Origin of the sequence: Novosphingobium sp., from assembly GCF_039595395.1 — a bacterium.
In the GTDB taxonomy this organism is placed as follows: domain Bacteria; phylum Pseudomonadota; class Alphaproteobacteria; order Sphingomonadales; family Sphingomonadaceae; genus Novosphingobium.
The window spans coordinates 3,092,705-3,114,718 of record NZ_JBCNLP010000001.1 but is presented as its reverse complement, the minus strand read 5'-3'; the positions used below and the strand labels follow the sequence as shown (position 1 = coordinate 3,114,718).

The 22,014-nt window shown below is 59.7% G+C and carries 15 protein-coding genes; 9 read left to right on the top strand and 6 right to left on the bottom strand.

What is annotated here, in order from left to right:
• Entirely contained in the window at positions 1–414 is a 414-nt protein-coding gene (locus ABDW49_RS14355; RefSeq protein ID WP_343612698.1) for a cupin domain-containing protein, read from the top strand.
• A 660-nt stretch (positions 415–1,074) separates the two neighbouring features.
• Here the strand turns inward: ABDW49_RS14355 and ABDW49_RS14350 are convergent.
• From ABDW49_RS14350 to ABDW49_RS14330, 5 genes are all read right to left on the bottom strand, one after another.
• A complete protein-coding gene (locus ABDW49_RS14350) occupies positions 1,075–2,610 on the bottom strand; it encodes an alginate export family protein (RefSeq protein ID WP_343612697.1) in 1,536 nt (511 codons plus the stop codon).
• Positions 2,611–2,705: 95 nt separating this feature from the next.
• Complete coding sequence (locus ABDW49_RS14345) at positions 2,706–4,043, bottom strand: MFS transporter (protein ID WP_343612696.1); 1,338 nt, start codon at positions 4,041–4,043, stop codon at positions 2,706–2,708.
• A 367-nt stretch (positions 4,044–4,410) separates the two neighbouring features.
• Positions 4,411–5,328 (bottom strand): 2-dehydropantoate 2-reductase, encoded by a 918-nt coding sequence (locus tag ABDW49_RS14340; protein ID WP_343612695.1) that lies wholly within the window; start codon positions 5,326–5,328, stop codon positions 4,411–4,413.
• Positions 5,329–5,555: 227 nt separating this feature from the next.
• Entirely contained in the window at positions 5,556–7,994 is a 2,439-nt protein-coding gene (locus ABDW49_RS14335) for a TonB-dependent receptor (protein ID WP_343612694.1), read from the bottom strand.
• 197 nt (positions 7,995–8,191) lie between these two features.
• Entirely contained in the window at positions 8,192–9,658 is a 1,467-nt protein-coding gene (locus tag ABDW49_RS14330) for an aldehyde dehydrogenase family protein (RefSeq protein ID WP_343612693.1), read from the bottom strand.
• 401 nt (positions 9,659–10,059) lie between these two features.
• On the opposite strand from ABDW49_RS14330, the gene ABDW49_RS14325 reads away from it, so the two are divergent.
• The 3 genes from ABDW49_RS14325 to ABDW49_RS14315 are packed head-to-tail and all read left to right on the top strand — an operon-like array spanning position 10,060 to position 13,390.
• Positions 10,060–10,521, top strand: coding sequence for a MarR family transcriptional regulator (locus ABDW49_RS14325; protein WP_343612692.1), 462 nt, complete (start codon positions 10,060–10,062; stop codon positions 10,519–10,521).
• A 30-nt stretch (positions 10,522–10,551) separates the two neighbouring features.
• On the top strand, positions 10,552–12,264 hold the full coding sequence (locus ABDW49_RS14320; protein WP_343612691.1) for a thiamine pyrophosphate-requiring protein: 1,713 nt from the start codon (positions 10,552–10,554) through the stop codon (positions 12,262–12,264).
• A 1-nt stretch (position 12,265) separates the two neighbouring features.
• Complete coding sequence (locus ABDW49_RS14315) at positions 12,266–13,390, top strand: alpha-hydroxy-acid oxidizing protein (RefSeq protein WP_343612690.1); 1,125 nt, start codon at positions 12,266–12,268, stop codon at positions 13,388–13,390.
• A 20-nt stretch (positions 13,391–13,410) separates the two neighbouring features.
• On the opposite strand, the gene ABDW49_RS14310 is transcribed toward ABDW49_RS14315, so the two are convergent.
• A complete protein-coding gene (locus tag ABDW49_RS14310) occupies positions 13,411–14,367 on the bottom strand; it encodes a helix-turn-helix domain-containing protein (protein ID WP_343612689.1) in 957 nt (318 codons plus the stop codon).
• A gap of 491 nt (positions 14,368–14,858) precedes the next feature.
• Between ABDW49_RS14310 and ABDW49_RS14305 the strand changes: the two genes are divergently transcribed.
• The 5 genes from ABDW49_RS14305 (at position 14,859) to ABDW49_RS14285 (ending at position 21,832) form a co-directional block, all read left to right on the top strand.
• Positions 14,859–17,648, top strand: coding sequence for a TonB-dependent receptor (locus ABDW49_RS14305; RefSeq protein WP_343612688.1), 2,790 nt, complete (start codon positions 14,859–14,861; stop codon positions 17,646–17,648).
• A 77-nt stretch (positions 17,649–17,725) separates the two neighbouring features.
• Positions 17,726–18,634: a hypothetical protein gene (locus tag ABDW49_RS14300; protein ID WP_343612687.1), complete on the top strand. Its 909-nt coding sequence runs from the start codon at positions 17,726–17,728 to the stop codon at positions 18,632–18,634.
• Positions 18,635–18,699: 65 nt separating this feature from the next.
• Positions 18,700–19,707, top strand: a complete 1,008-nt coding sequence (locus ABDW49_RS14295) for a carbon-nitrogen hydrolase family protein (protein WP_343612686.1) — start codon at positions 18,700–18,702, stop codon at positions 19,705–19,707.
• A 123-nt stretch (positions 19,708–19,830) separates the two neighbouring features.
• Entirely contained in the window at positions 19,831–21,054 is a 1,224-nt protein-coding gene (locus ABDW49_RS14290; protein ID WP_343612685.1) for an MFS transporter, read from the top strand.
• A 274-nt stretch (positions 21,055–21,328) separates the two neighbouring features.
• Positions 21,329–21,832, top strand: coding sequence for a MarR family transcriptional regulator (locus ABDW49_RS14285; protein WP_343612684.1), 504 nt, complete (start codon positions 21,329–21,331; stop codon positions 21,830–21,832).
• Positions 21,833–22,014 lie beyond the last annotated feature (182 nt).

Below are 22,014 nucleotides of genomic sequence, written 5' to 3'. Positions count from 1 at the left end.
ATGATGAAACGCATTGCCGCCGCCCTGTTGTTCCTGGCTTCCACCGTGCCTGCGCAGGCCGCTCCCGAGCGGCCCGAGGAAAGCAAGAAAATCGCCTTCATGCAGGCGCTGCCCAATGTGCCGGGCAAATCGCTGATCGCGGTGGAGGTCACCTATCCGCCGCGCGGCGCATCGCCTGCGCATCGCCATGCGCCCTCGGCCTTCATATTTGCCTATGTGATTTCGGGCGAGATCCGCAGTTCGGTGGATGATGCGCCGCCACGCGTGTTCAAGGCGGGCGAAAGCTGGTTCGAGAACCCGGGCGCCCATCACGGCGTCAGCGAAAATGCCAGCGATACCGAGCCTGCGCGTCTGTTGGCTGTTTTTGTGGCAGATTCCGATGACCATAATCTGGTCATTCCCGACCATCATTGAGATCAAGTGATAGAGGGGCCAATCGCGGATGTGACGGATGGGCATCCTTGCCCCTTGGGTCGTTCGCGATCTGGATGGGAAATGGCTGCCTCACGCGATTTTCAAAGTGAGGCATTGCAAAAGCATTGTAAATGCAATGCTTTATACGAAATGGCTCCCTGAGTAGTTGAGAAATAAAGCTCAAAAAACAGTGTTATACATTTGGCTCATTACGATGATTTTTTGACGGGTTCCTGCCGGTTATATTGTAGGATGTCTCATCTACTGAGAGTGCTCTCATTGTATTTGAGGGTGGGGTATAAATCCATTTTTGAGAAGCTACTGGAAGGGCTCTTGCTGGGAGAGGATGTTCGGGGCGGAGGGTGTAGCCGAGCGACGGTGGGATGGTCGTAGGGATCCGGAACGGCGCTTGTGTCGTGGAAACCGGAAAGGCAGCTTCCGACGCTCCGGTCAAGCATAGACGACATGATCACGTTCCTGAAAAGATCTATTCGGATTCACTCGAGAGAGACAAGAGGAAATAAGATTGATCTTAATTATAACAAAAGTGAAGTATGCTCATTTTTAATGTGGCCATTGCGAAAGGATAATTCGCGACATTTATATAAAGTCACATGCCTTAATTGTCGTTTTTATTGCAAAAAGGTGTGATGCCAGCGATCAAAAGCGTGATGAAATATAGACCGATGTGTAAAGGAGATTTTTCCCATCTCCAGTCTCGTGCAAAAACCTACCCGCCTGAACTCGATTGATGTACAGGCCGGTAACCACATACCGGTTGCACTGATAATCCAGTCGGGCCGTGTTGCGCAGGCCCACATAATGCGCCGAGCTTTCGTTGGCTCTCCGCAGGATCGCGCCAGTCATGGCGTAGAGGTTATCCTGATTGGTGGCCCGCCAAAGCCCAGATGCCGTCACTTCCATGGTCAGCTTTTTGGATGGCTTCATGCCAAAAGAAGGGCCTGCTTGGATCAGGTTCGAGTAGCCGAACTCTGCTGTGAAGGTTTGACCTCTCGACCAGAGGAAGTCGTACGTGCCCGAGGTGCCGTTACCCGGATGGCGATCTCCTGATCCGATGTCTGTTCGAAAACCGACTCTGGGCTTCCAGGCGCCCGGGAGCTGATAGGCGGTGTCCATACCGTAGAGCCATGCCTTGATGGTCTGCCCCGCAGCCGTCTCGCCATGTTGGCCGATAAGCTCTATATCATAATCCAGTTTGCCTTGCCGGCCTGCTAACCGCGCTGACAATGTGTCGCGGCGGGCGTCGAACAAGGGCACAGCCGCACCTTTTCGGTCTGAGTGGATATAAAGGATCTCCAACTCGGCATTTTTGAGCAGTGGGTTGAGTTTGCGCGCCGCATGAGCGGCAATGAATGAAAAGTCGTAATTGGTGCTGTCGTTGAACGAGCCCAGCTTGTCCTGCACGGCCAACCCGCCCAGTAAACCTACACGCCATTGGCCATTTTGCCACTGAGTGCGGGCGGCGTCGAAGGAGCGGCGCGTGTTTGGAGCGTTACGTGCATCGAACAGGCGTGCCTTGCCGAAAGAAATTTCCTGACGCCCCGCGCGAGCGATGAAGCGACCGCCAGATCCATCGGTGGGCAGACTGATTTCAGCGAAAGCCTGATGCAATTCTGCGGTGTTCGCATCGACGGCATTGGGCGTGACGTTGGCCCCATGCGTGTCGGTCGCTTCGATCTCGGTGAAGGTTCTCAGATAATCGGTCCAGTGGAGATCGGCCCAGAGCCGTACTCGGTATTGGATATCCAGGCCACGATCTTCAGCCCCGCGCCCGAAGTTGAGGTGGTCGCGTGTCTCGGTGCGCAGGCGCGCGTCACCTCCAACGGTGAGAAAACCATCGGTCCACAGCGGGATGTGCTTGAGTTTGGCCCAGGTGGTCGTGCGCATGGTAGGGTCGGCGTACTGGGTGTAGGTCTCGTCATAGGGCAGCGGCTGGAAGGCGAGCGTAGACGGGAGAACGCTGGTCGGCGCGTGCACCGGATGTGGCAGATTAAGCGGTGGGGCAATGACGGCCTCGGCAGCACCAGGCGCGTGCTTCGATTTCGCTATCTTGGCTGGCTTGCTTTCGACTGTGGCTTCGTTCGCGGTTTGGGCAGCCGCTCCAGTTGACCCGGCGATGAGCGCAAAAATCCCGGCACCGAGGCTGGTGCCCCGGCGCAATGCCAATCGCTTCATTGTTCATCCCCCGATTTCAGATGAATGGCGGCTACGCCGCATTGTCTGGTCCCGTCGGACACACCCGGTCCGACGAGGCCTGCATCAGCTCGATCTCACCGGCGTGTGGTAGTTGTCGCGCGCGGGATATGGTTCTTGAGCAAAAGGATGGCGACCATTGCACCAGTCATCGCGAATGCCAGCAGCCCGAGGTAGCCATCCGCACCTCCTCTTGCGATCACGATCGCCCCGGCAAATGCACTGAGAATGGCGCCGAGCCGCCCAACCACCAGTCCGGCAGCTGTGCCGGATGCACGCACGTCTGTGGGATACATGTTGCCGGCGACCGCATACATGGTGGACTGAACCGCATTCACGAACAGGCCGTGCACACCAAGTCCAATCACGAATAGGCTGGTATCTCCGGCGATGTTGAGGCCGCGTAGATAGAAGGCGCTGATTGCTGCTCCTGCGCAGCAGAAGGCGAGCGGCCAGCGCGAACCGAAGCGATTGATTGCAACCGCACAGGCCAGTGCGCCAAACACCCCGCCAAGATTGTAAGCGGTGAGGCCGCGCCCGGCGACGACCACGCTCAGTCCTTCGCTGGTCAGCATGGTAGGAAGCCAGCTGAAGGCGAGATAGACCGCGAGCAGGGTGAGGAAAAATCCAGCCCACAAGGCGATCGTGCTCAACGCCCGGCCGTCCGTGAAGAGCGCTTTGACACCGCGCCCGGTTTTCACGACCTCATCGGGAGCTTGCGCGAATGTCGCATGTTCAGAGACGTCACGGCCCATACGGTGGAGCAGGGCGACCAGCGTGGGCCACTTGGGTTGCTTGCGCGCTAGCCAGCGCGGCGATTCTGGCAGTGCGGCGACCAATATGAGCGATAGCACCAGGGGAATGGCGCCTCCCGCGTAAAACAGCATGCGCCAACCGAATGCGGGCAAGATCTGCGATGCGAACAGGCCGGCAAGCGTGCCGCCGAGAGGTACGCAGACGATCGTGCCGGTGATCGCCATGGTGCGATAGCGCTGCGGGGTAAATTCGCCAGCCAGCGTCGTCGAGGCGGGCAGTGCGCCTCCAATACCAAGGCCCGCGCAGAACCGCAGGATAGCGATCGTCCAGATGTTGGGCGACAGGCCGATCGCGAGCGTTGCAATGCCGAAGCAGATCACCGACCCTAGGATGGCGATTCGACGACCATAGCGGTCAGCGATAAAGCCAGCGATTCCGCTGCCGACTGCCATGCCGACCAACCCCATGGCCACGACCGGTGCAAAATCAGCTTTGGTGACACCCCATTCCTTTATGAGAACTGGAATGGCAAAGCCAATTAGTTGGCCGTCAAACCCATCGAGGACAATGGAAAGGGCCGCTAGCAGCACCACGAAGCGCTGGAGAAAACTCCAGGGGCCACCATCGATAACCTCACCAATGCTCAGAGGTTGGCTCACGACAAGACCTTCGCTTAGCCCTGGGGAGTGGGGGGCTTCATGTGCCCGATGGTTTTTCTGCGCCAAAATATCGCGATCCTCTGCCTGCGCCTTGTGGCGTCTCTCATCGAAATATAGGTTTGATGTCCAACTATCAACCCGGAAAATTGGTGTCCCACTTCAACCACGACGAATGGAGTGCGGAGCAAGCATTTTCAGATCCGGTAAGGTCGATTGGTCAGGATTGAAACAGCTACTGGCAAGCCAGCCACCGGGGTGCCGTGGCTCCGTCACCTCTGAGCATTGTCCGGCGGCATGGAGCCGTCGTGCCCTTCCAAGGGGAAAGCAGGTTCGATGGTAGGCTTCCGGCAGATCAAGGCGCAAGAAATCAGCCTTCAATCACTCTAATTAGATCGACCAGAACATCATTGGTCGGAGTCGGGATACCTGCGTCCCGACCCAGGCGGGACACCGCGCCGTTGATAAAATCGATCTCCGTGCGCCGGTTGGCCAGACGGTCCTGTAGCATTGAGGGCTTGTGGCCCTGATGATTGTTAAGCGCGAAGTCGATTTTCGCCAGGATGCGGGGCAGATCCACCGGCACGTCAAGCGCTTTGGCGACCGCCGCAACTTCATCGGTCACCCGCGCGATCAGGCGCAGCCCGACTTCTCCCGCCAATCCGCCGACCGGCACCATGGTGACGGTGCACAGGGCATTAAGCGCTGCATTGAATGCCACCTTTTCCCAGATCGGCACGCGCACGTTGTTGTCGACCACAGCGTCGAATCCGCCAGCCTGGAGGCAGGCAGCCACGCGCGCAACGTCGTCATTGTCGCTGGTTTCGTACTGCCCAAGCCAGATATGCCCTTTGCCGTGGGAGCTCACCGTGGTGGGGCCTTCCAGATCTGCTGGTACATCTGTTACGCCGATCAGGACGTGCGCGGGCGTCTGCACAGCAGCAATCGTTTCAGCATTGCCCAACCCATTCTGGAGTGTGAGTACAATGGTATTTGGGCTGATCAGGTGGCGGACGGATTGGACTGCGGCGGCCGTGTACTGCCCTTTGGTAAATACGATCAGCACATCGACCTCGCCTGCCACCTCGGTGGCAAGCCCCCCTGATATGGCGACGGCGCGTGTGCCTAAATCGTCATGCAAGGTGATGCCCTCAAGGCGCATCGCTTCAAGACGTGCCTGATCGACATCGACGATCTGCACACGAAATCCATTCTCGGCCAGACGGCCGCTAAAGTAGCAGCCCATAGCACCGGCGCCAACGACGGTAACAGTTTCGATATTTTTCAAAGGGTTTCTCCGAACTGCCAGCAATCGATGCCTCTAATCGGTGCGCTGCATGTAGCTGTCGGCAGGCTCATCGTCACTAGCTGGGAGCTGCGCAGCGCTGCGGCCATCCCAAGGATGCTTTTGTGTTCCTTGGTGAACGAACGAGGCCGTGTTGCTTCATCCCAGTGGATAGAGCAACACGGCCAGGCGTCGAAGTGGTCTTCCGAAAAGGGCCTACGGTGCGGGGATTAGCCCTTTATGCGCAGCGCCAAATACCATTGGCGGGGGGCGCTGTAGGTTGCAGATACGAAGCCGATCCCGCCTGCACCCGATTGATCGAAGCCGCCGGTCACATAGCGCTTGTCGGTGATGTTCTGGACGCCGAAGGTGAGCGCGACACGATCAGCCTTGGTGGCATAGGACACCGAGCCATTCAGCAGGCCGACGTTGCCGGACTGAAGATAGACGGAATTTTCTGCATCGGGGTGGCTGTTGCTCTTGTAGGTGTAATCGAGATTGGCTGACACTGTCCGCCCTGCTGCCACTTCATGGCGCCATGACCCACTCATGGTTGCTGACCAATTCGGCGTGTTGACCAGCGCATTTTTGACCGAATAGGTCACTCCGGGTGCCAGGTAAGTGTAATGGGCATCCATGTACCCAAGGCTGGCGTTGAGCGACAGTTCGCCCAGGCGACCCTGCGCTTCAGCCTCGATACCACGGATGAGCGCTTTACCGGCGTTTTTGATGACCGGCGAGATGCCGACGAACTCGGTCACCTGGATGTTTGTATAGTCCGTCGAGAACGCGGCCAGGTTCAGGCGCAGCTTACGATCGAAAAGCGTGCTTTTCAGACCGATCTCGTGGGTTGCTGCCTTCTCCGGCTTGAAGGTGAGCTGCGAGATGTCGTTCGGCGGGCTGATGACGTCGGTCAGGCGCGCAGTCCAGCCACCCGACTTGAACCCCTGCGAGAAGGAGTAATAGGACATCACTGCCGGGGTGAACTTATACTCCAGCCCAGCCTTGATCGAGGCGTTGGAGAAGCTCTGATGCTGCACGCCCACGGGATAAACCCGGGTAGGGTCGTTGGGGTCGGGCAAAAGCGCGCGGGCGGCGGCGGGCAACGGCAGGTTCGGATCATACCCGCGCGAGCGCAGGAAGAAGGAATTGAGGTCCTTTTGCTCGCCCTCGAAGCGTTTGCGCTCGTTTGTGTACCGGGCGCCAAAGGTGATGCCCAGCTTCTCGGTCACATCGAAATGTTCATGCGCGAAGGCGGCATATGCGTCGTTGCGCAGGAAGTTCTGGCCGTAGATCTGGATCAACCCTTCGCCGAGCACCGGCGTTTCGGTCTGGTTGCCCGTCTCGTTGAAATAATAGAGACCGGCCACGCTTTTGAGGCGGTTGTCGAAGGCGGAGCTGATGAGCTGCAGCTCCTGGGAAAGCTGCGCCTGGTTCATCGAGAAGGAGGCGTCAGCGGCGCCAAAGGGCGCCCCGGCATTTTCGCTGCCGAAGGATGAGTGCAGTTCCCGATAAGCCGAGATCGACTTGATTGCGGCGTCAGACGAGATGGTCCAGTCTACCGTGACCGATCCGCCCCAGGTCTTCAGCTTGTCGTAATTGCTGCCACGCGCATAGGTCGTGTCGATGTTGCCGGTGACAAAGGCGTCGCTGATATACAGACGGTTCGTAGCCCCATAGAAGCTGGTCCCGACCGTGGCGCGCTTGCTGCACAGGAAAGCAGGCGCCGCCCCGGCGAGGCAGCCGTTATAAGCCGAAAACAGCGTGTTGTCGGCTGCACCCGCAAAGGTCTTGATAAGGGTGATGGGTCGCGCGGCCTGGTTGACGTTGGTGTAGTCGCCCTCGATCAGCACATTGACGGACGGAGAGGCGATCCACTTGAGCTTGCCGCGAATGTTGACCTGATTTTCATCGCCGCGCGTGCTCCCGCCGCTCTGGTTGCCGGCGGTCACATAGTTGCCCAGATCGTTGACCGTGCCTGCCGCCCCGGCATAAGCGATCTGCTTCTGATAGCCGTCGCGCTTCTTGACCGAGAAAGAGACCTGCGAGAGGAGCTTGTCCTCGATCAGCGGAATATCCACCGAGCCGCGCACATCGGTGCGGCTGAAGCTGCCGATGGTGGCGTCAAAAGCATAGCGGAATTGCTTGTCGGGCTGGCGCGTGGTGATGTTGAGGGCGCCGCCGATCGTATTGCGCCCAAACAGAGTGCCTTGCGGCCCCTTGAGCACTTCCATCTGCTGGAGATCGAGCAGATCGACCACTGCGCCGAGTGAGCGGGCGAAATAGACGCCATCGATGTAGACACCGACGCCCGGCTCCAGATTGAATGAGAAATCGTTCTGGCCGATACCTCGGATGGAGGCGGCCAAAATCTGTGAGGAGCCGGCGAAGGCGGCGCTGGTCTTGATTTCCACGTTCGGGGTGAAAGCAGCCACTTCGCTGATCTTGCCCAGACCATGCTGCTGCAGGGCCTCGCCGCTGAAGGCGGTTATGGCGATCGGAACCTTCTGGATGTTTTCCGTGCGATGCTGCGCGGTCACCACGATCTCGCCGACTGCATCCTGCGCCTTGGGCGTCGCGCCGGTCACCGCATCCTGCGCATGCGCCTGGGCAGACAGGGCGCACAGAACCCAAAATACCGAATATTTTGAAGCTGAAGATTTTCTCATGGTTCCCCCCATTGTGCTCCGAAGCGCTTTGGCTCGAAGCAGAGCGGATCATGACAAAGGGAAGACAGTGCCGATTGCTTGTAGCGAACCTATCTTCTGTCTGAAGAGGAACAGTGCGGGTTGGTCGGAAAGGTCGCGATTTCTCCGGCCGCCACCTCGATCTCTAGGATTGAGGCGGCGGCCAAGAGGTGCAGATATTAATGAATATAGCTGATTTTTCCGCGCCGGACGGTGATCCAATGTGTCGTGGTCAGCTCATCGACGATCCAGCTTCCACCAAAGCGACCAAGGCCGCTGTTCTTCTCACCGCCGAACGGGTTGAAGGGTACGTCGGCGACGGTCATGTCGTTGATATGGGTCATCCCGGCATCGATGCCGCGTGCGAAACGCAGCGCTCTGGCCTCGTCCTGTGAGAAGACCGCGCTCGACAGTCCTGCCTCTGTGCCATTGGCCAGTTCCAGGGCGTGGGCGTCATCACGCGCTTTGATCACGAAGGCGATCGGCGCGAACATCTCGGTCTGGGCCAGCGGGTCGTCATTATCGACATCGGCAAAGATGTGTGGCGGCACGACCGATCCCACCGGATCGCCGCCCAGCACCTGGCGAAGCCGCGATTTGGCATCGGCGAGGTGCTCCAAATTCGCCTTCAACTGCTTGGCATTGAGCGCAGGGCCGACGAGCGTGTTAGCATCGGCAGGATCACCATGCTGCAGGCGCCCGGCATAGTCGACGAACAGAGTGAGGAACTCATCATACACACTGGCATCGACGATGATTCGATTCGTGCTCATGCAGATTTGTCCCTGATGCAGGAAACGGCCAAAGGCCGCAGCCTGGGCGGCCTGCTCGAGATCGGCGTCCGCTAGCACGACAAGCGGGTTGTTGCCGCCCAACTCCAGCGCTGTGCGCTTGATCACCGGGGCTTCGATGGCCAGGCGCCCGATCCGGCGTCCAACACCGGTAGAGCCGGTGAAGGAGAGGAAGCGCGGCGCGTCATGCGTGCAGAAGCTATCGCCGATCGTCCGCGAATCGCCCGTGACCACATTGAGCAGCCCGGCAGGCAGGCCAGCCTCCTCATAGATCCGTGCGATCAGCAGGCCGCCCGTCACAGGGGTATCTTCTGCCGGCTTCACCACGACGGCATTGCCTGTCGCCAGGGCCGGGGCGATCGAGCGATGCGACAGATGGAACGGGAAATTCCAAGGACTGATGACGCCGACCACACCGATAGGACGACGATAGACGCGGCTTTCGGTATCAGGTGTATCGATCGGCAGGATTTGGCCATGCATACGGTAGGGGATCGAGGCGGCCTCAATAACGCCATTGAGGACGGCCTGCCATTCGATCTGGGCCTTGAGCCGGGCTGAACCAGCCTCCTTGATCAACCATTCGACGATTTCCTCTCGCCGGGCTCGCAAGATGTCCGCAACCCGCCGGAACAGGTCGGCACGCGCTGCCGGTGAAGTTTCGGCCCATGCAACCTGTGCAGCCTCCGCAGCGCGATATGCGGCATCCACGTCGGCGATTGATGCCGACTTCAAGGTCAGCAAGGTCTCGCCGGTATAAGGGTTCAGGTCTGTTGCGGTGGTTTCGCCAGTGCCCGCCCGCCAGGTGCCGGCAATGTACTGCGCTTCGAAATTGTAAGACCTAGCGTCGCTCATCGAATGATCCTCTTCCGTCTATGGCGATAGCAATCCCGCTGCGAGTGTCTGCTGCTGCCGGCATATGCTCGGGCTCGCTTTCACTTTCAGGCGCACGCCCGGGTCAAGCTATGGGCATTTGATAGTTTGTTATCAAACTATAATCAAGGACCTCAGGGCATCTTGGGGCCGAGTGAGACGAGACGTGGTTCAGGTAGGGCAGGGGCAGCGGATCTCACTGATGGGGAATGATTCGGACCAATTCCGTCTCAAAGTTTGACCTTACTGGCCGTGGTCAGGTGAGTTGCGTTTCTAAAGTTCATCCACCTGCCGGTTTTGTGGGTTCTGGCGGCTCAGCAATTTTCGCTTGAAAATAGTTTGATGCCTAACTATCCCGGTGAGAGAGGGAAGAGAGCGACACAATGGACATAGACCCATCAACGAGATTTGACCCCGTGCCAAAAGCCGAGGCATTCTCGGCGAACATCGCCTTTCTGTTGGCGCGGGCGCAGGACATGTCGTTCTCGGCGTTTGCCCGCCTAGCTGGCCAGAAGGGTCTGAAACCAGGGCACTATGCCATCCTTCAATTCATCGCGGATCGCCCCGGCATTTCGCAGATCGAGCTGAGCCGGGAGGTTGGGCGCGACAAGGCCACCATCACCCCGATTCTTCAGGGCTTCCAGAAACATGGCCTCGTCACGCGCAGGCCTGACCCAGGTGATGGTCGCGGACGGAAAGTCTATCTGACCGCTGCTGGCGTTCGTCATCTCGACGAGCTGCGTGCCTGCGCCCAGGCCCACGACGCGGCATTGGACGCGCTGGCGGGCGACGACAAGCAACAGTTTCTCAGAACACTCCAGACCATCATTTCAGGCTTTGCCTGAGCGTCATTCCCATTTTTTGAGGATAGATCCATGTACACGACCTCGAGCGCTTTTCTCGACGCCCTGATCGAGCACGATATCTCCTACATCTTCGCCAATCTGGGCAGCGACCATCCCGCTTTGGTCGAAGCCATCGCGGAGGCCCGAGCTGCTGGGCGTAAGATCCCAGAGGTTGTGACGTGCCCCAATGAAATGGTGGGTATGAGCGCAGCTCACGGATACTGGCAGGCCAGCGGGATTGCTCAGGCGGTGGTCGTCCATGTCGAATGCGGAACCCAGGCCCTTGCCGGCGCGGTGCACAATGCCGCCAAGGGCCGCGCGCCCATGCTGATTTTCGCGGGCGCCTCGCCATACACTCAGCATGGCGAACTGAAGGGTAGCCGAAACGAATTCATCCAGTGGATTCAGGATGTCCATGACCAGCGCGGCTTGGTGCGCGGCTACATGCGCTATGACAACGAGCTGCGCACGGGCAAGAACGTCAAGGAACTGGTGCACCGCGCGCTGCAATTCGCGAACTCCGACCCCAAGGGCCCGACCTATCTGATGGGCGCCCGTGAGGTGATGGAAGAGGAGGTCGCACCCACGCCCGACGAGGCGGCACGCTGGCGCGCCATTGAGCCTGCAGCGCTGGGCGTGGCGTCGCTTGAGGCGATTGGCAATGCGCTGTTGACGGCCAAGCGCCCGCTGATCGTCACCTCTTTTGTGGGGCGCAATCCGCAAGCGGTCGCGCCGCTGGTCCAGCTGTGCCAGCGCCTTGGCATCGGCCTGCTGGAATCGGTCCCCAATTGGATGAACTATCCGCATGGTGACGACCTCTACCTGGGCAACCAGTGGAACCAGCCATATCAGAATGAGGATCTGGGTGCTGCCGATGTGGTGCTGGTGATCGACAGCGATGTGCCGTGGATTCCCACGATCTCGAAGCCTGCGCAGGGTGCCCAGATCTTCCACATCGACATCGATCCGCTCAAGGAACAGATGCCGTTGTGGCGCATCGATGCGCAGGCCGTCTGCCGCGCGGACGCTGCCACCGCTCTTGCGCAACTCAACCAGTGGCTGGATGGCAAGGCCATCGACGCAGCTCTGGTTGCCGAGAGGACGCAGCATTATAGTGCGCGCCATGCCGCCCGCGACGAGTCCCTTGGCCGGCTCGAGGCCGTCCCCACTGGCAAGATCACCCCTGAATATTTCGTCTCGCGCCTTCGCGCTGCGCAGGACGAATCCATGGTTTTCGTCAACGAGGCGATCTCGAATTACCACACGGTTTTCAACCATCTCGATCTGCAGGAACCCGCCCAGATATTCACCAGCGGCGGTGGCTCCCTGGGTTGGAACGGTGGCGCAGCCATCGGGGTTAAGCTGGCCAAGCCCGAGGCGACGGTCGTGGCTCTGACCGGCGATGGTTCATTCATGTTCACCGTGCCCAGCTCGGTACACTGGATGGCACGCCGCTATGAGGCACCCTTCCTCCAGATCATCTTCAATAATCGCGGTTGGAAGTCGCCCAAGCTCTCGACTCTCGCCGTCCATCCCGATGGCTATGCAGCCCATGCCGACACGCTCGACACCTCCTTCGACCCGGCGCCCGACTATGTCGGCATCGCCAAGGCGGCGGGCAATGCCTGGGGTAAGCAGATCACGAACCCCGAGGATATCGACCAGATCATCGCCGAAGCCCTGAAGGTGGTTCGCGAAGAGAAGCGCTGCGCGGTTCTCGATGTCTGGCTGGATCACCATTGATATGAGCAAGCCGCTCCCCACGCTCGATGACTATCGGCAGGTGGCCCAGCGCCACCTGCCCAAGATGGTCTGCGACTATGTCGAAGGCGGTGCCGGTTCGGAGCGCGGACTGGCCCGGAACCGGGAGGCCTATACCTCGCGCCTGCTGAACCCGCGCCGTCTCGTCGATGTCAGTACGCGTGACCAGAGGGTCGCCCCATTTGGCCGGGAATGGTCCAGCCCCATGGCAGTCGCACCGATCGGCCTGACTGGAGTCGTCCGGCCTCAGGGCGACATTATCCTGGCCAAGGCGGCACAGAAGGCGGGCATACCTTTCTGCCTATCGACCGCAGCCACCAGCACTGTCGAGGAAGTGGCTGCTGCCTCATCGGGCGAACTGTGGTTCCAGCTCTACGTCGTCCAGCGCAAGTTGGCCGAGGATCTTGTCCGCCGCGCTGCAGCGGCGGGCTGTACCACTCTCGTGCTGACCGTCGATGTGGCCGTGAATGGCGAGCGTGTCCGCGACAAGCGCACCGGGTTTGGCGTGCCCTTTCACTACACGCCGGGCATCATGTGGGACGGGGCAACGCACCCAATTTGGGCGCTGCGCCAGGTGCTGCGCGGATTTCCCCAGCTTGCCCATTTCGCGGCAGGGGCGGGCGATGTCGAGGCGCAGGCGGCCCTGATGGGCCGGCAGATGGATGCCAGTTTCGATTGGAATGCCTTGTCGGTGCTGCGAGACACCTGGAAGGGCAAGCTGCTTGTGAAAGGGATCCTAGACGCCGACGATGCAACGCACTGCGCGAAGCTTGGCGTCGATGGCATTATCATCTCCAACCATGGCGGGCGACAGTTAGAAGATGTTCCGGCTCCGATCGACCAGTTGCACGCCATGCGACAAGCCTGCTCACTGCCCATGATGGTGGATAGTGGCATCCGGCACGGTTCCGACGTGGTCAAGGCACTGGCGGCCGGAGCAGTGGGCGCGATGGTCGGGCGGCCCTTGCTCTATGGTTTGGGCGCACGCGGGGCGCAGGGTGTAGATGAGGTTTTGGCGCTATTGCGCGCACAGATCGACAACACATTGGCGCTTACGGGTTGCCCGGATGCAAAGCAGCTGGATGGAAGCTACCTCGTCCAGCCATGACACCATTGCGCGCCGACGGCTTAGCTGTCGGCGCGCTGGTTTCTGAAATCACGAGGGCTAATGCCGAAGCGCGACCGGAAGGCACGGCTGAAATGTGCCGAATCCTTGAAGCCGCATTCGTAGGCGATCGACGTCACCGATTTCTGCACCGCAACGCGCTGCCCCAACTGGCGCTGCGCCTCGATGAGGCGGCGTTCCCAGATGGTTTCCGACAGGCTGGAGCCGCGTTCTGAAAATATCTTCCGCAGGTACCGGTCCGAGATGCCCAGACGGCGCGCCACATAGTCACAGTTCAGCTCATCATTGCCCAACTCATCCTCGACCAGGCGGATGACGCGCTGCACGAGCAGGTGGCGCGGCTCACTCATCCGGTCGGCCGGACGCTCCCCTGCTGCTTCAGCCAGCGCGGCAGCGATTAAGGAGAGCATCGTATCGCTGACCTGACGCACGCCACCGTCCCCGATGGTCGGGAGCTGCGAAATCGTTTCCTCGATCAACAGCGAGGCAATACGGCCCGTCCCGCTCTTACCCGATACGGCCAGAGCAGTGAGCTCGTTGATGGCACCGACCTGCCGGGCGAAATGATCCCGCTCGATGCGCATCACATTCATTTCAAAAGGCTTGTCCAGGACCATTTGATAGGGCGTGGTGGTGTCGTAGATGGCGAAGTCGCCGGGCTGCAAATGGGCCTCTCGTCCATCCTGCACCAAGACCGAACTGCCCGAGACGATCTGACTGAGAAGAACGAACTCTTCGACAGCCCTGGATGCGCGGTGGCGATCGCGCGTCACCTGGTGCGGTGTGGCAGCGATCTTGATCATGCGCAGATCGCGCATGGGCTGAGACAGGATCTTACCGTGAAAAGCGCCAGATTTCGGGCGCGCACAGTCCAGATCAACAACTGCGTCGCATACGGCATCGCGCCAATGCGAGAAGCAGGACGATTCATTTGTAAAAGTGCCTGCGCCCAAAGCCATTGCGAATACTCCCCGCTTGCACCCAGTTACATCACACCCACTGACCGCCTGGTTTCGGTCTGTGTCATCCGCCTGCGGTGCGTTTATCTCGGGATTGCTCCCAGCCACCTCGTTGTCCGGATGGCTCTGCCGGCAAATTACGCGCGGAGCAGGCATCATGCAACGGCACACGGATCTGTGAGCTACTATTTTAGAAAAATAGGGCAGTTCGGGCAGATGACAGGTGGTCAAACACCCTAGTGACATAGTCGATGGGTAATTTTGTGTCCCAAAATGAGCGAATCACTTAGCCCATAAATCACGGCTGTGCCGGATAAGACCAAAGTTCGTGCCGTTTGCGAACATCAACGCCCCACGATCACCTCTAGCCTCGATTCCACCAAACATCGCGTGCGTCAGCCCGGGAGGCTGGCGGCAGCGGCGCATCGCGCCAGCTCGCCGGGAACGAAACGCGAGTGGGTCCAGGGTCATTCAATTATTGAGGGGTACTTATGAAGCAGGGGTTTATCGTTGCATTGTTGGCAAGCACCGCGCTGGCACTGCCGACAACTGGCATGGCGCAGGATGCTACTCCGACCGATCAAAAAGGAGCTGCTCCGGTTGGCGACATCGTCGTGACCGGTACGCGCCTTGTCAGCGATGGCATCAAGGCGCCGACACCTGTTACGGCCGTGACAACCGAGCAGTTGCTCAAGGCTTCGCCAGGCAGTCTCGCCGATGCGATCAACCAGCTGCCGCAGCTGTCCAACTCGTCGAGCTCGACCAGCTATTTCCAGACTAATGCTGACTCGCCCGCCAATGGCAACTATCTGAACCTGCGCGGCATTGGTACTGCTCGCGCGCTGATCCTGTTCGATGGCCAGCGCGCCGTCCAGACCAGCTCGGCCGGCGGCGTCGACGTCAACACGCTGCCCCAGATGTTGGTCAAGCGCGTCGATATCGTGACGGCGGGTGCCTCGGCCACCTACGGCTCAGACGCGGTCAGCGGCGTGGTCAACTATGTGCTCGATCGTAAGTTCAAGGGCGTGAAGTATCAGGCCAGTAGCGGCATTTCGACCTATGGCGATGCACCCAGCTGGAAGATCGGCATGGCTGCAGGCAAGGACTTCGCGCAAGGCAAGGGCCATATCCTGTTCAGCGCCGAACATTATCATCAGGACGCCATCAACTACCGCTCTGCTCGACGCAATGGCAACAGCCTCTACACGCTGGTGGGCGCGGGCACGGCTTCCGATCCACTGAAGACCTATGCCAACGCCCACTTCAACTTCTCTTCGTTTGGCGGTCTGATCCCGGCTCTGGGCAAGACGTTCAAGAATGGTCAACTGGCCACCTTCAACACCGGCACGCCGATCGGCAACACGGGCGAATCGGTTGGCGGCGACGGTGCCTATTTCGATGGTCTGGGCCTGACCGGGAGCATCGACACGACCCAGGTGTTCAGCCGCATCTCCTATGAGTTTTCTTCCGAGATCGAGGGCTTCGTGCAGGGCAGCTTTGCCCGAGCCGAGAATGACAGCCAGTACGGCTATGACTTCAATTTCGGCGGCCTCATGATCTCGCCGACCAACGCTTACCTGTCGGCCGCCGACCAGGCGACACTGGCTGGGGTCAATGGCGGCCGCGCCGTGGCCATGTCGCGCTACAATCGCGATCTGGGCCTGCGTACCTCCGAGGCTGTGAACCTCAATTACAACATCACCACTGGACTGTCGGGCTCACTCGGCGCCTACAAGTGGAATGTCAGCTATGAGCACGGCCGCAACAGCCTGAAGGTCAACGCCAACGAGATCGACAACCGTAAGCTCTATGCCGCGCTTGATGCGGTCAAGGACAGCAGCGGCAACGTCGTTTGCCGCGTCACTCTGACCAACCCTGGCCTGTATCCAGGCTGCACGCCGATCAATCTGTTTGGTGAGGGCTCACCTTCGGCAGCAGCGGTGGCCTATGTGCGCGGAACTTCGACCTATCAGATCATCAATACGATGGATGATGCTGTCGCCAGCATCTCGGGCACGCCCTTCTCGCTGTGGGCGGGCCCGGTATCGCTGGCGGTCGGCGGCGAATATCGCCACCAGTCGCTCAACCAGACCAGCAATTCCGACCCTGCCACTCAAGCCGTGTTCACCGGTATCCAGAACGTGCCGACCGGCACCACCGCCTATGACTGGACCAACATCGGTACTGCGCGCGGCGCTTACAGTGTGAAGGAGGTCTTTGGCGAAGCCGAGGTTCCGCTCATCAAGGAAGGGGCGCTCGGCAAGTCACTGTCGCTGAACGGCGCGGCGCGCTTCACCAATTATTCGACGAGCGGCAGCGTGGTCACCTGGAAGGCTGGCCTCGTCTACGAACCGACCAGCGACCTGCGCGTCCGCGCCACACAGTCGCGCGACATTCGCGCGCCCACGCTTTACAACTTGTTCGCTACCGGCTCGGTAAGCGCCAATGCGCTGACCACCACGGCAGGTTCCGTCAACGTGACGCAGACGGCCGTTGGCAATCGCAATCTCAAGCCTGAGAAGGGCGACACCACCAGCGTCGGCATTGCCTACACGCCACATCAGGTGCCTGGCCTGCGCCTTTCGCTCGACTGGTATCGCCTAAAGCTAAAGGAGGCGATCACCACCAACGACGCGCAGACCACCTACAACGACTGCGTTGCCAGCAACGGCACGTCGCCGGAATGCGCGCTGATCACCTATTCCGCTGATGGCCGGACGCCAACCGCCGTGAATCTGTCGCCCGTCAACAGCGCCTCGCTCATGACGCAGGGCTATGATTTCGAGGGCAGCTATCGCCATGCATTGGGCGCAGGCACGGTGACCTTCCGCGCGCTGACCAGCTATGTCCCGCACATCAAGCTGAAGTCCAGCGCGCTGGCTACCGAGGAAGAGCTGGCGGGCACTGCCAACACATCAGTGGATGGCAACGCCTCAGGCTACCCCAAGTGGCGTGGCAATTTCTCGGTCAACTACAGCGTGAACAAGTTCAACCTGTTTGTGCAGGAGCGCTGGATCGGCAGCTATCTGCGCTCGACCCGGTCGACCTATGTGATTGATGACGCCTCGAACCACATCCCCAACGTGTTCTACACGGATGTGACTGCCAGCGTGGACATTGCAGATGGCCGTTTCCAGCCCTTCATCAACGTCACTGATCTCTTCAATCGCCAGGCGCCGCTCTTTGCGTCGTACTTCCCCGGTGTGCTCTATCCCGCCGCGCAGTCGGTCCATAACATCATGGGCCGCTACTTCACGGTCGGCATTCGCGGAAAGTTCTAAGTTGCCCTGACTTGGCGGGCCAGTGCTGCTGTTGCGGCGGCCCGCCACCTTTTCCCATGACCTGCGAGGAACGACTGATGAAAAGCGTGTTGGCGGCGATCATGCCGGTTTTGATGCTGGCTTCGCCGGTTGCGGCCCGTCCTGCTGTTGCTCAACCTGCTCCAGGCTGTGATCGCAGTTGCCTCCTCGACACGGTCCATGATGTCCTGTTGGGGCTGGAAGCGCATGATGCGGCTAAGCTGGCCTTCACCAAGGACGCGCTGGTCTATGAGAATGGCCACAAGACTGATCTGAAGGATGGGATCTGGCACGACGCCACGATCATCACCGGCCGCTCGACTTTTGTCAGCCCGATCGATCATCAGGCCGTGTTTCTGGGGATGGTGCGCCGTCGCGATGGCGGAACGGCGCTGTATTTCTTGCGGCTCAAGCTCGACGGTCGCAAGATCAGCGAGATGGAAGAGTTGGTCGCCGGCCCCAAGGACCTGCTGTACAATCCTGCGGGCGTTGAGATCCCCAAGCCGATGTGGTCGGATGTGCTCCCTCCCGAGGAACGCGTTTCCTCCAGCGAACTGCGCCGCATTGCCAACCTCTATTTTCAGTCCGTCGAGGATCATAATCCCAAGATCGTGCCCTTCCACCCGGACTGCAATCGCACCGAAAACGGCACGTTGACCACGAACACCAACAAGCCCGGCGTCATCACTTCCGACAGCTGTGACATTGGCGTGACCAAATTCGGCTGGATTCCGCATGTGCGCGAACGCCGCTTTCCCCTGACTGATCCGGCGCGGGGCATCGTGGTGGGCATTAGCCGCCTGGATGTTGAGCCCGGCTTGCAAAGCAACAACGGGCCCAAAGCGGACCATCCATTCAGCTTTGTCATCTATGAGATTTTCAAGATCGTCGATGGGAAGATTCTGAACATCGAGTGTTTCATGATTACGCCGGATGGTCACCCCACCGTCTGGCCGCTCAAGCGATAAGCCCTCGGGGTACGGACCGCATGAGACAGGCATAGTTGAATTTTTGAACAAGATCGGGATCCTCCATGAACACGATAAACGTCAAACTCGCTGCCGTTCAGGCGGCTCCCGTCTTCCTGGATCTGAGGGCTACGGTCGACAAGACGATCGAGCTGATGACGCAGGCTAGCGCCAATGGCGCCGATCTCCTTGCGTTTCCAGAGGTCTGGCTTTCGGGCTATCCGTGGTGGGCATGGTTGGGCGCGCCCGCTTGGGGGATGCAGTTCCTCCCTCGCCTCTATGCGAGCTCAGTGAGCGTCGATGGCGCCGAGATCGCACGCATCCGTCAGGCAGCTGCTTCTCTTAAGCTGCATGTCGTGTTGGGCTTCAACGAGAAGGCGGGCTCCAGCCTGTACATCTCGCAAATCGCCATCGACGATGCCGGCGAGATCCTGTTCGTCCGCCGCAAACTCAAGCCCACCCATGTTGAGCGCACCGTCTATGGTGAAGGCGACGGATCGGATCTGACGGTGGTTGACACCCGCCTGGGTCGGCTCGGCGCGCTGTGCTGCGCCGAGCATGTGCAGCCGCTTTCCAAATTTGCGCTCTATGCCCAGGACGAGCAAATCCACGTCGCATCCTGGCCCTCCTTCACCCTGTACAAGGACAAGGCATACGGTTTGTCCGCGCAGGCCAATCTGGCTGTCAGCCAGGTCCACGCCATCGAGGGTGGCTGCTATGTCCTGCATGCAACGGCTGTGACAGGGCAGGACATCTTCGATCAGATTTGCGACACTGAGGAGCGCGTCCTTTTGCTCAATCCCGATGGCGCTAAGCCGGGTGGCGGATGCAGCATGATCTTCGGCCCTGACGGCAAGCCGCTCGCGGAGCATCTCCCCGAGGATCAGGAAGGCATCGTCTATGCCGATGCAAACCTTGACGCAATCATCGCGGCAAAAGCCGTGTTTGATCCTGCGGGCCATTACTGCCGCGCCGATGCCACCCGCCTGCTGCTCAATGCTGAGCCCCGGCGCGCTGTGGTGACAGTCTATTCCACCGGCGAATCCGAGCAATTCTCCGGCGATCCCGCCTGAACCGCCTCAGCCCCGAGATTGGACCGTTCGGGGCAATCTGGCGAGCGGGCATTCGCGCATGATGGCGTGGTGGCTGTTCTCGATGGCCACCACGCTACCCGTCCGGTCACATAGGGATTCATCATGCACAGCCTGTCAGCGCCTTCCAGCGACATTGAAGACCCTCGCTACGAGAGACGCGCTGTCGGGCTACTGGCCGCAGGGTTTGGGCTGGTTGGACTTGATCGCTGGTTGATCACGCCCTTGGCGCCGCAGATCATGAAGGACCTGCATCTTAACTATCAGGATCTGGGCAATCTTGCCGCTGCCATCGGCCTATCATGGGGTGTTTTCGCCATCATCATGGGCCGCTTGTCCGACCGGGTGGGGCGGCGCAAAATCATCATTCCGGCGGTGATCGCTTTTTCCCTGCTCTCAGGCGTCAGCGGCTTGGCCATCAGCTTCGCTACGCTGTTCGCCGCCCGCCTCATGATGGGCATCGCCGAGGGCGCCTATTGCCCGACCAGCTATGCGGCCGCGCTCGACGCGTCTCCGGCTCGGCGTAGGGGCATCAACCTGGGCATCATTCAAGGCGCTTTTGCTCTGGGCGGACTGGCGCTGGGGCCTATCATCGCGACCCAACTGGCCACGGTACTGCCATCCTGGCGCGATGTATTCTTGCTGGTGTCGGTGCCGGGCCTCGTTCTGGCCTTCGTGCTCTGGCGGGTGTTGCGTGATCCGCTGCCAACCACCAAGCAAAGCGCCGAACCTACGCGGTGGGGCGAGATCTTTGGCTATCGCAACATCCGTGTCGCGATCCCGGCCATCTTTTGCTCGATGAGTGGCATATTCGTCCTGGGTGTCATGGCACCCGTTTTCCTGACCGATGTGATGCATATCAGCGGTGTTGTGATGGGCTTTGTTATGTCGGGCTTCGGCCTCGGCGGTTTTGTCGGCCAGATCCTGCTGGGCATCCTGTCCGACCGTATCGGTCGCCGCCCGGCTCTGTTCATCGCTTTTGTCGTCGGAACGGCTGCCCTTGCGCTGCTCGTGCTCTACGCTCAAGCTCCGCCTGCCATCTTTGCCGCGCTGTTCATGGCTGCGTTTTGCTGCTGCGGCGCCAATGCCTTGCTGGCTGGACCGATCGCAGGTGAATGCGTGCCGCCGGCGTTGGCTTCCGGTGCGATGGGGCTGGTCATTGGCCTGGGCGAGATTTTTGGTGGTGGTGTCGCGCCGGCTATCGGAGGCGCTATCGCAGTAGCCGGCGGGCTCAAGCTGACGCTTCTGTGCGTCGACGGTGTGCTGCTGGCCGGGGCTGCGATATCGCTTCTGCTGCAGGAAACAGCGCCAGGCGCGGTGCGCGGGTAATCAGGAGGAAGGGCCCGGCGGCCGACCACCCGGGCCCGTACGATCATCAACTGATAGTCGGAAAAGCAGACTGCGAGCTTGATGGTGTAGGACGTACTCAAATCTGAGCTATGTTTCAGCTAGCAAAATCGTCCAGATTCCGATAGCCGATGCTCCGCCCGAGAGGCGGTGATAGGGGGAGGGCAATCAAGGTGATGCCACTCTGGTCCTCGTCTCAGGCGTAACAAATTTGGCCACAAAGCTGATTATCATCTGTTTTCTTTAGGCAAAATCCATGAGTAATCGTGACACACGCGCGAAGCGACCGCAGTCAGCCAAGCCGCGCCTCGTGATGCCGACACAGCCTCCTGCCTGGACGAAAAACCTTGAAGGCGTGTTGGGTTACCAACTGCGCCGTGCACAGGAAGCATCGTTTGCTGCATTCTCCCGCCGGGTCGGCGAGCATCGTATCTGGCCTGGCTGGTATTCCCTGCTGAAGATCATCCACGACAACCCCCAGATCAACCAGACCGAACTCAGTCAGGCGATCGGTCGCGACAAATCGACGATGACGGCATCACTTCGTGAATTAACCAAAGCAGGCTTGGTCGAACGCGAAAGAGATCCGAATGACAAAAGAAGCTTTCACATTTCCCTGACACCCCAAGGTTTATCTTGCCTTGAGGAATTGCATGGCCATGCAACGGATCACGAGATCCATATCGAAAAAATAGTCGGCCAGGAGAACCACCAGGCGCTTATCGCCATATTGGCGGATATAGCTGAAAAGCTTTCGTAGATTATTACGACGCCGGCCTCTCGTCTGCCTGGCAGATGGCGTCGGCCCGAAGGCATCGACCATTTTCTTGCCGGGTGGCCAGGCACCGGGATTAGGTCGGCGGCCCAGCGCCGAGCAGCTAATGGACTATTTCGAAGCGCGCTTGCGGGCGGGCAATTTCTACATCCTCTGTCGCTGGGGCT

Bases quoted from the DNA above. Each gene is read 5' to 3' on its own strand.
- ABDW49_RS14350 (WP_343612697.1), bottom strand. From the start codon at position 2,610: ATGAAGCGATTGGCATTGCGCCGGGGCACCAGCCTCGGTGCCGGGATT.
- ABDW49_RS14310 (WP_343612689.1), bottom strand. From the start codon at position 14,367: ATGGCTTTGGGCGCAGGCACTTTTACAAATGAATCGTCCTGCTTCTCG.
- ABDW49_RS14315 (WP_343612690.1), top strand. From the start codon at position 12,266: ATGAGCAAGCCGCTCCCCACGCTCGATGACTATCGGCAGGTGGCCCAG.
- ABDW49_RS14300 (WP_343612687.1), top strand. From the start codon at position 17,726: ATGAAAAGCGTGTTGGCGGCGATCATGCCGGTTTTGATGCTGGCTTCG.
- ABDW49_RS14290 (WP_343612685.1), top strand. From the start codon at position 19,831: ATGCACAGCCTGTCAGCGCCTTCCAGCGACATTGAAGACCCTCGCTAC.
- ABDW49_RS14355 (WP_343612698.1), top strand. From the start codon at position 1: ATGATGAAACGCATTGCCGCCGCCCTGTTGTTCCTGGCTTCCACCGTG.
- ABDW49_RS14330 (WP_343612693.1), bottom strand. From the start codon at position 9,658: ATGAGCGACGCTAGGTCTTACAATTTCGAAGCGCAGTACATTGCCGGC.
- ABDW49_RS14305 (WP_343612688.1), top strand. From the start codon at position 14,859: ATGAAGCAGGGGTTTATCGTTGCATTGTTGGCAAGCACCGCGCTGGCA.
- ABDW49_RS14320 (WP_343612691.1), top strand. From the start codon at position 10,552: ATGTACACGACCTCGAGCGCTTTTCTCGACGCCCTGATCGAGCACGAT.
- ABDW49_RS14295 (WP_343612686.1), top strand. From the start codon at position 18,700: ATGAACACGATAAACGTCAAACTCGCTGCCGTTCAGGCGGCTCCCGTC.
- ABDW49_RS14285 (WP_343612684.1), top strand. From the start codon at position 21,329: ATGAGTAATCGTGACACACGCGCGAAGCGACCGCAGTCAGCCAAGCCG.
- ABDW49_RS14325 (WP_343612692.1), top strand. From the start codon at position 10,060: ATGGACATAGACCCATCAACGAGATTTGACCCCGTGCCAAAAGCCGAG.
- ABDW49_RS14335 (WP_343612694.1), bottom strand. From the start codon at position 7,994: ATGAGAAAATCTTCAGCTTCAAAATATTCGGTATTTTGGGTTCTGTGC.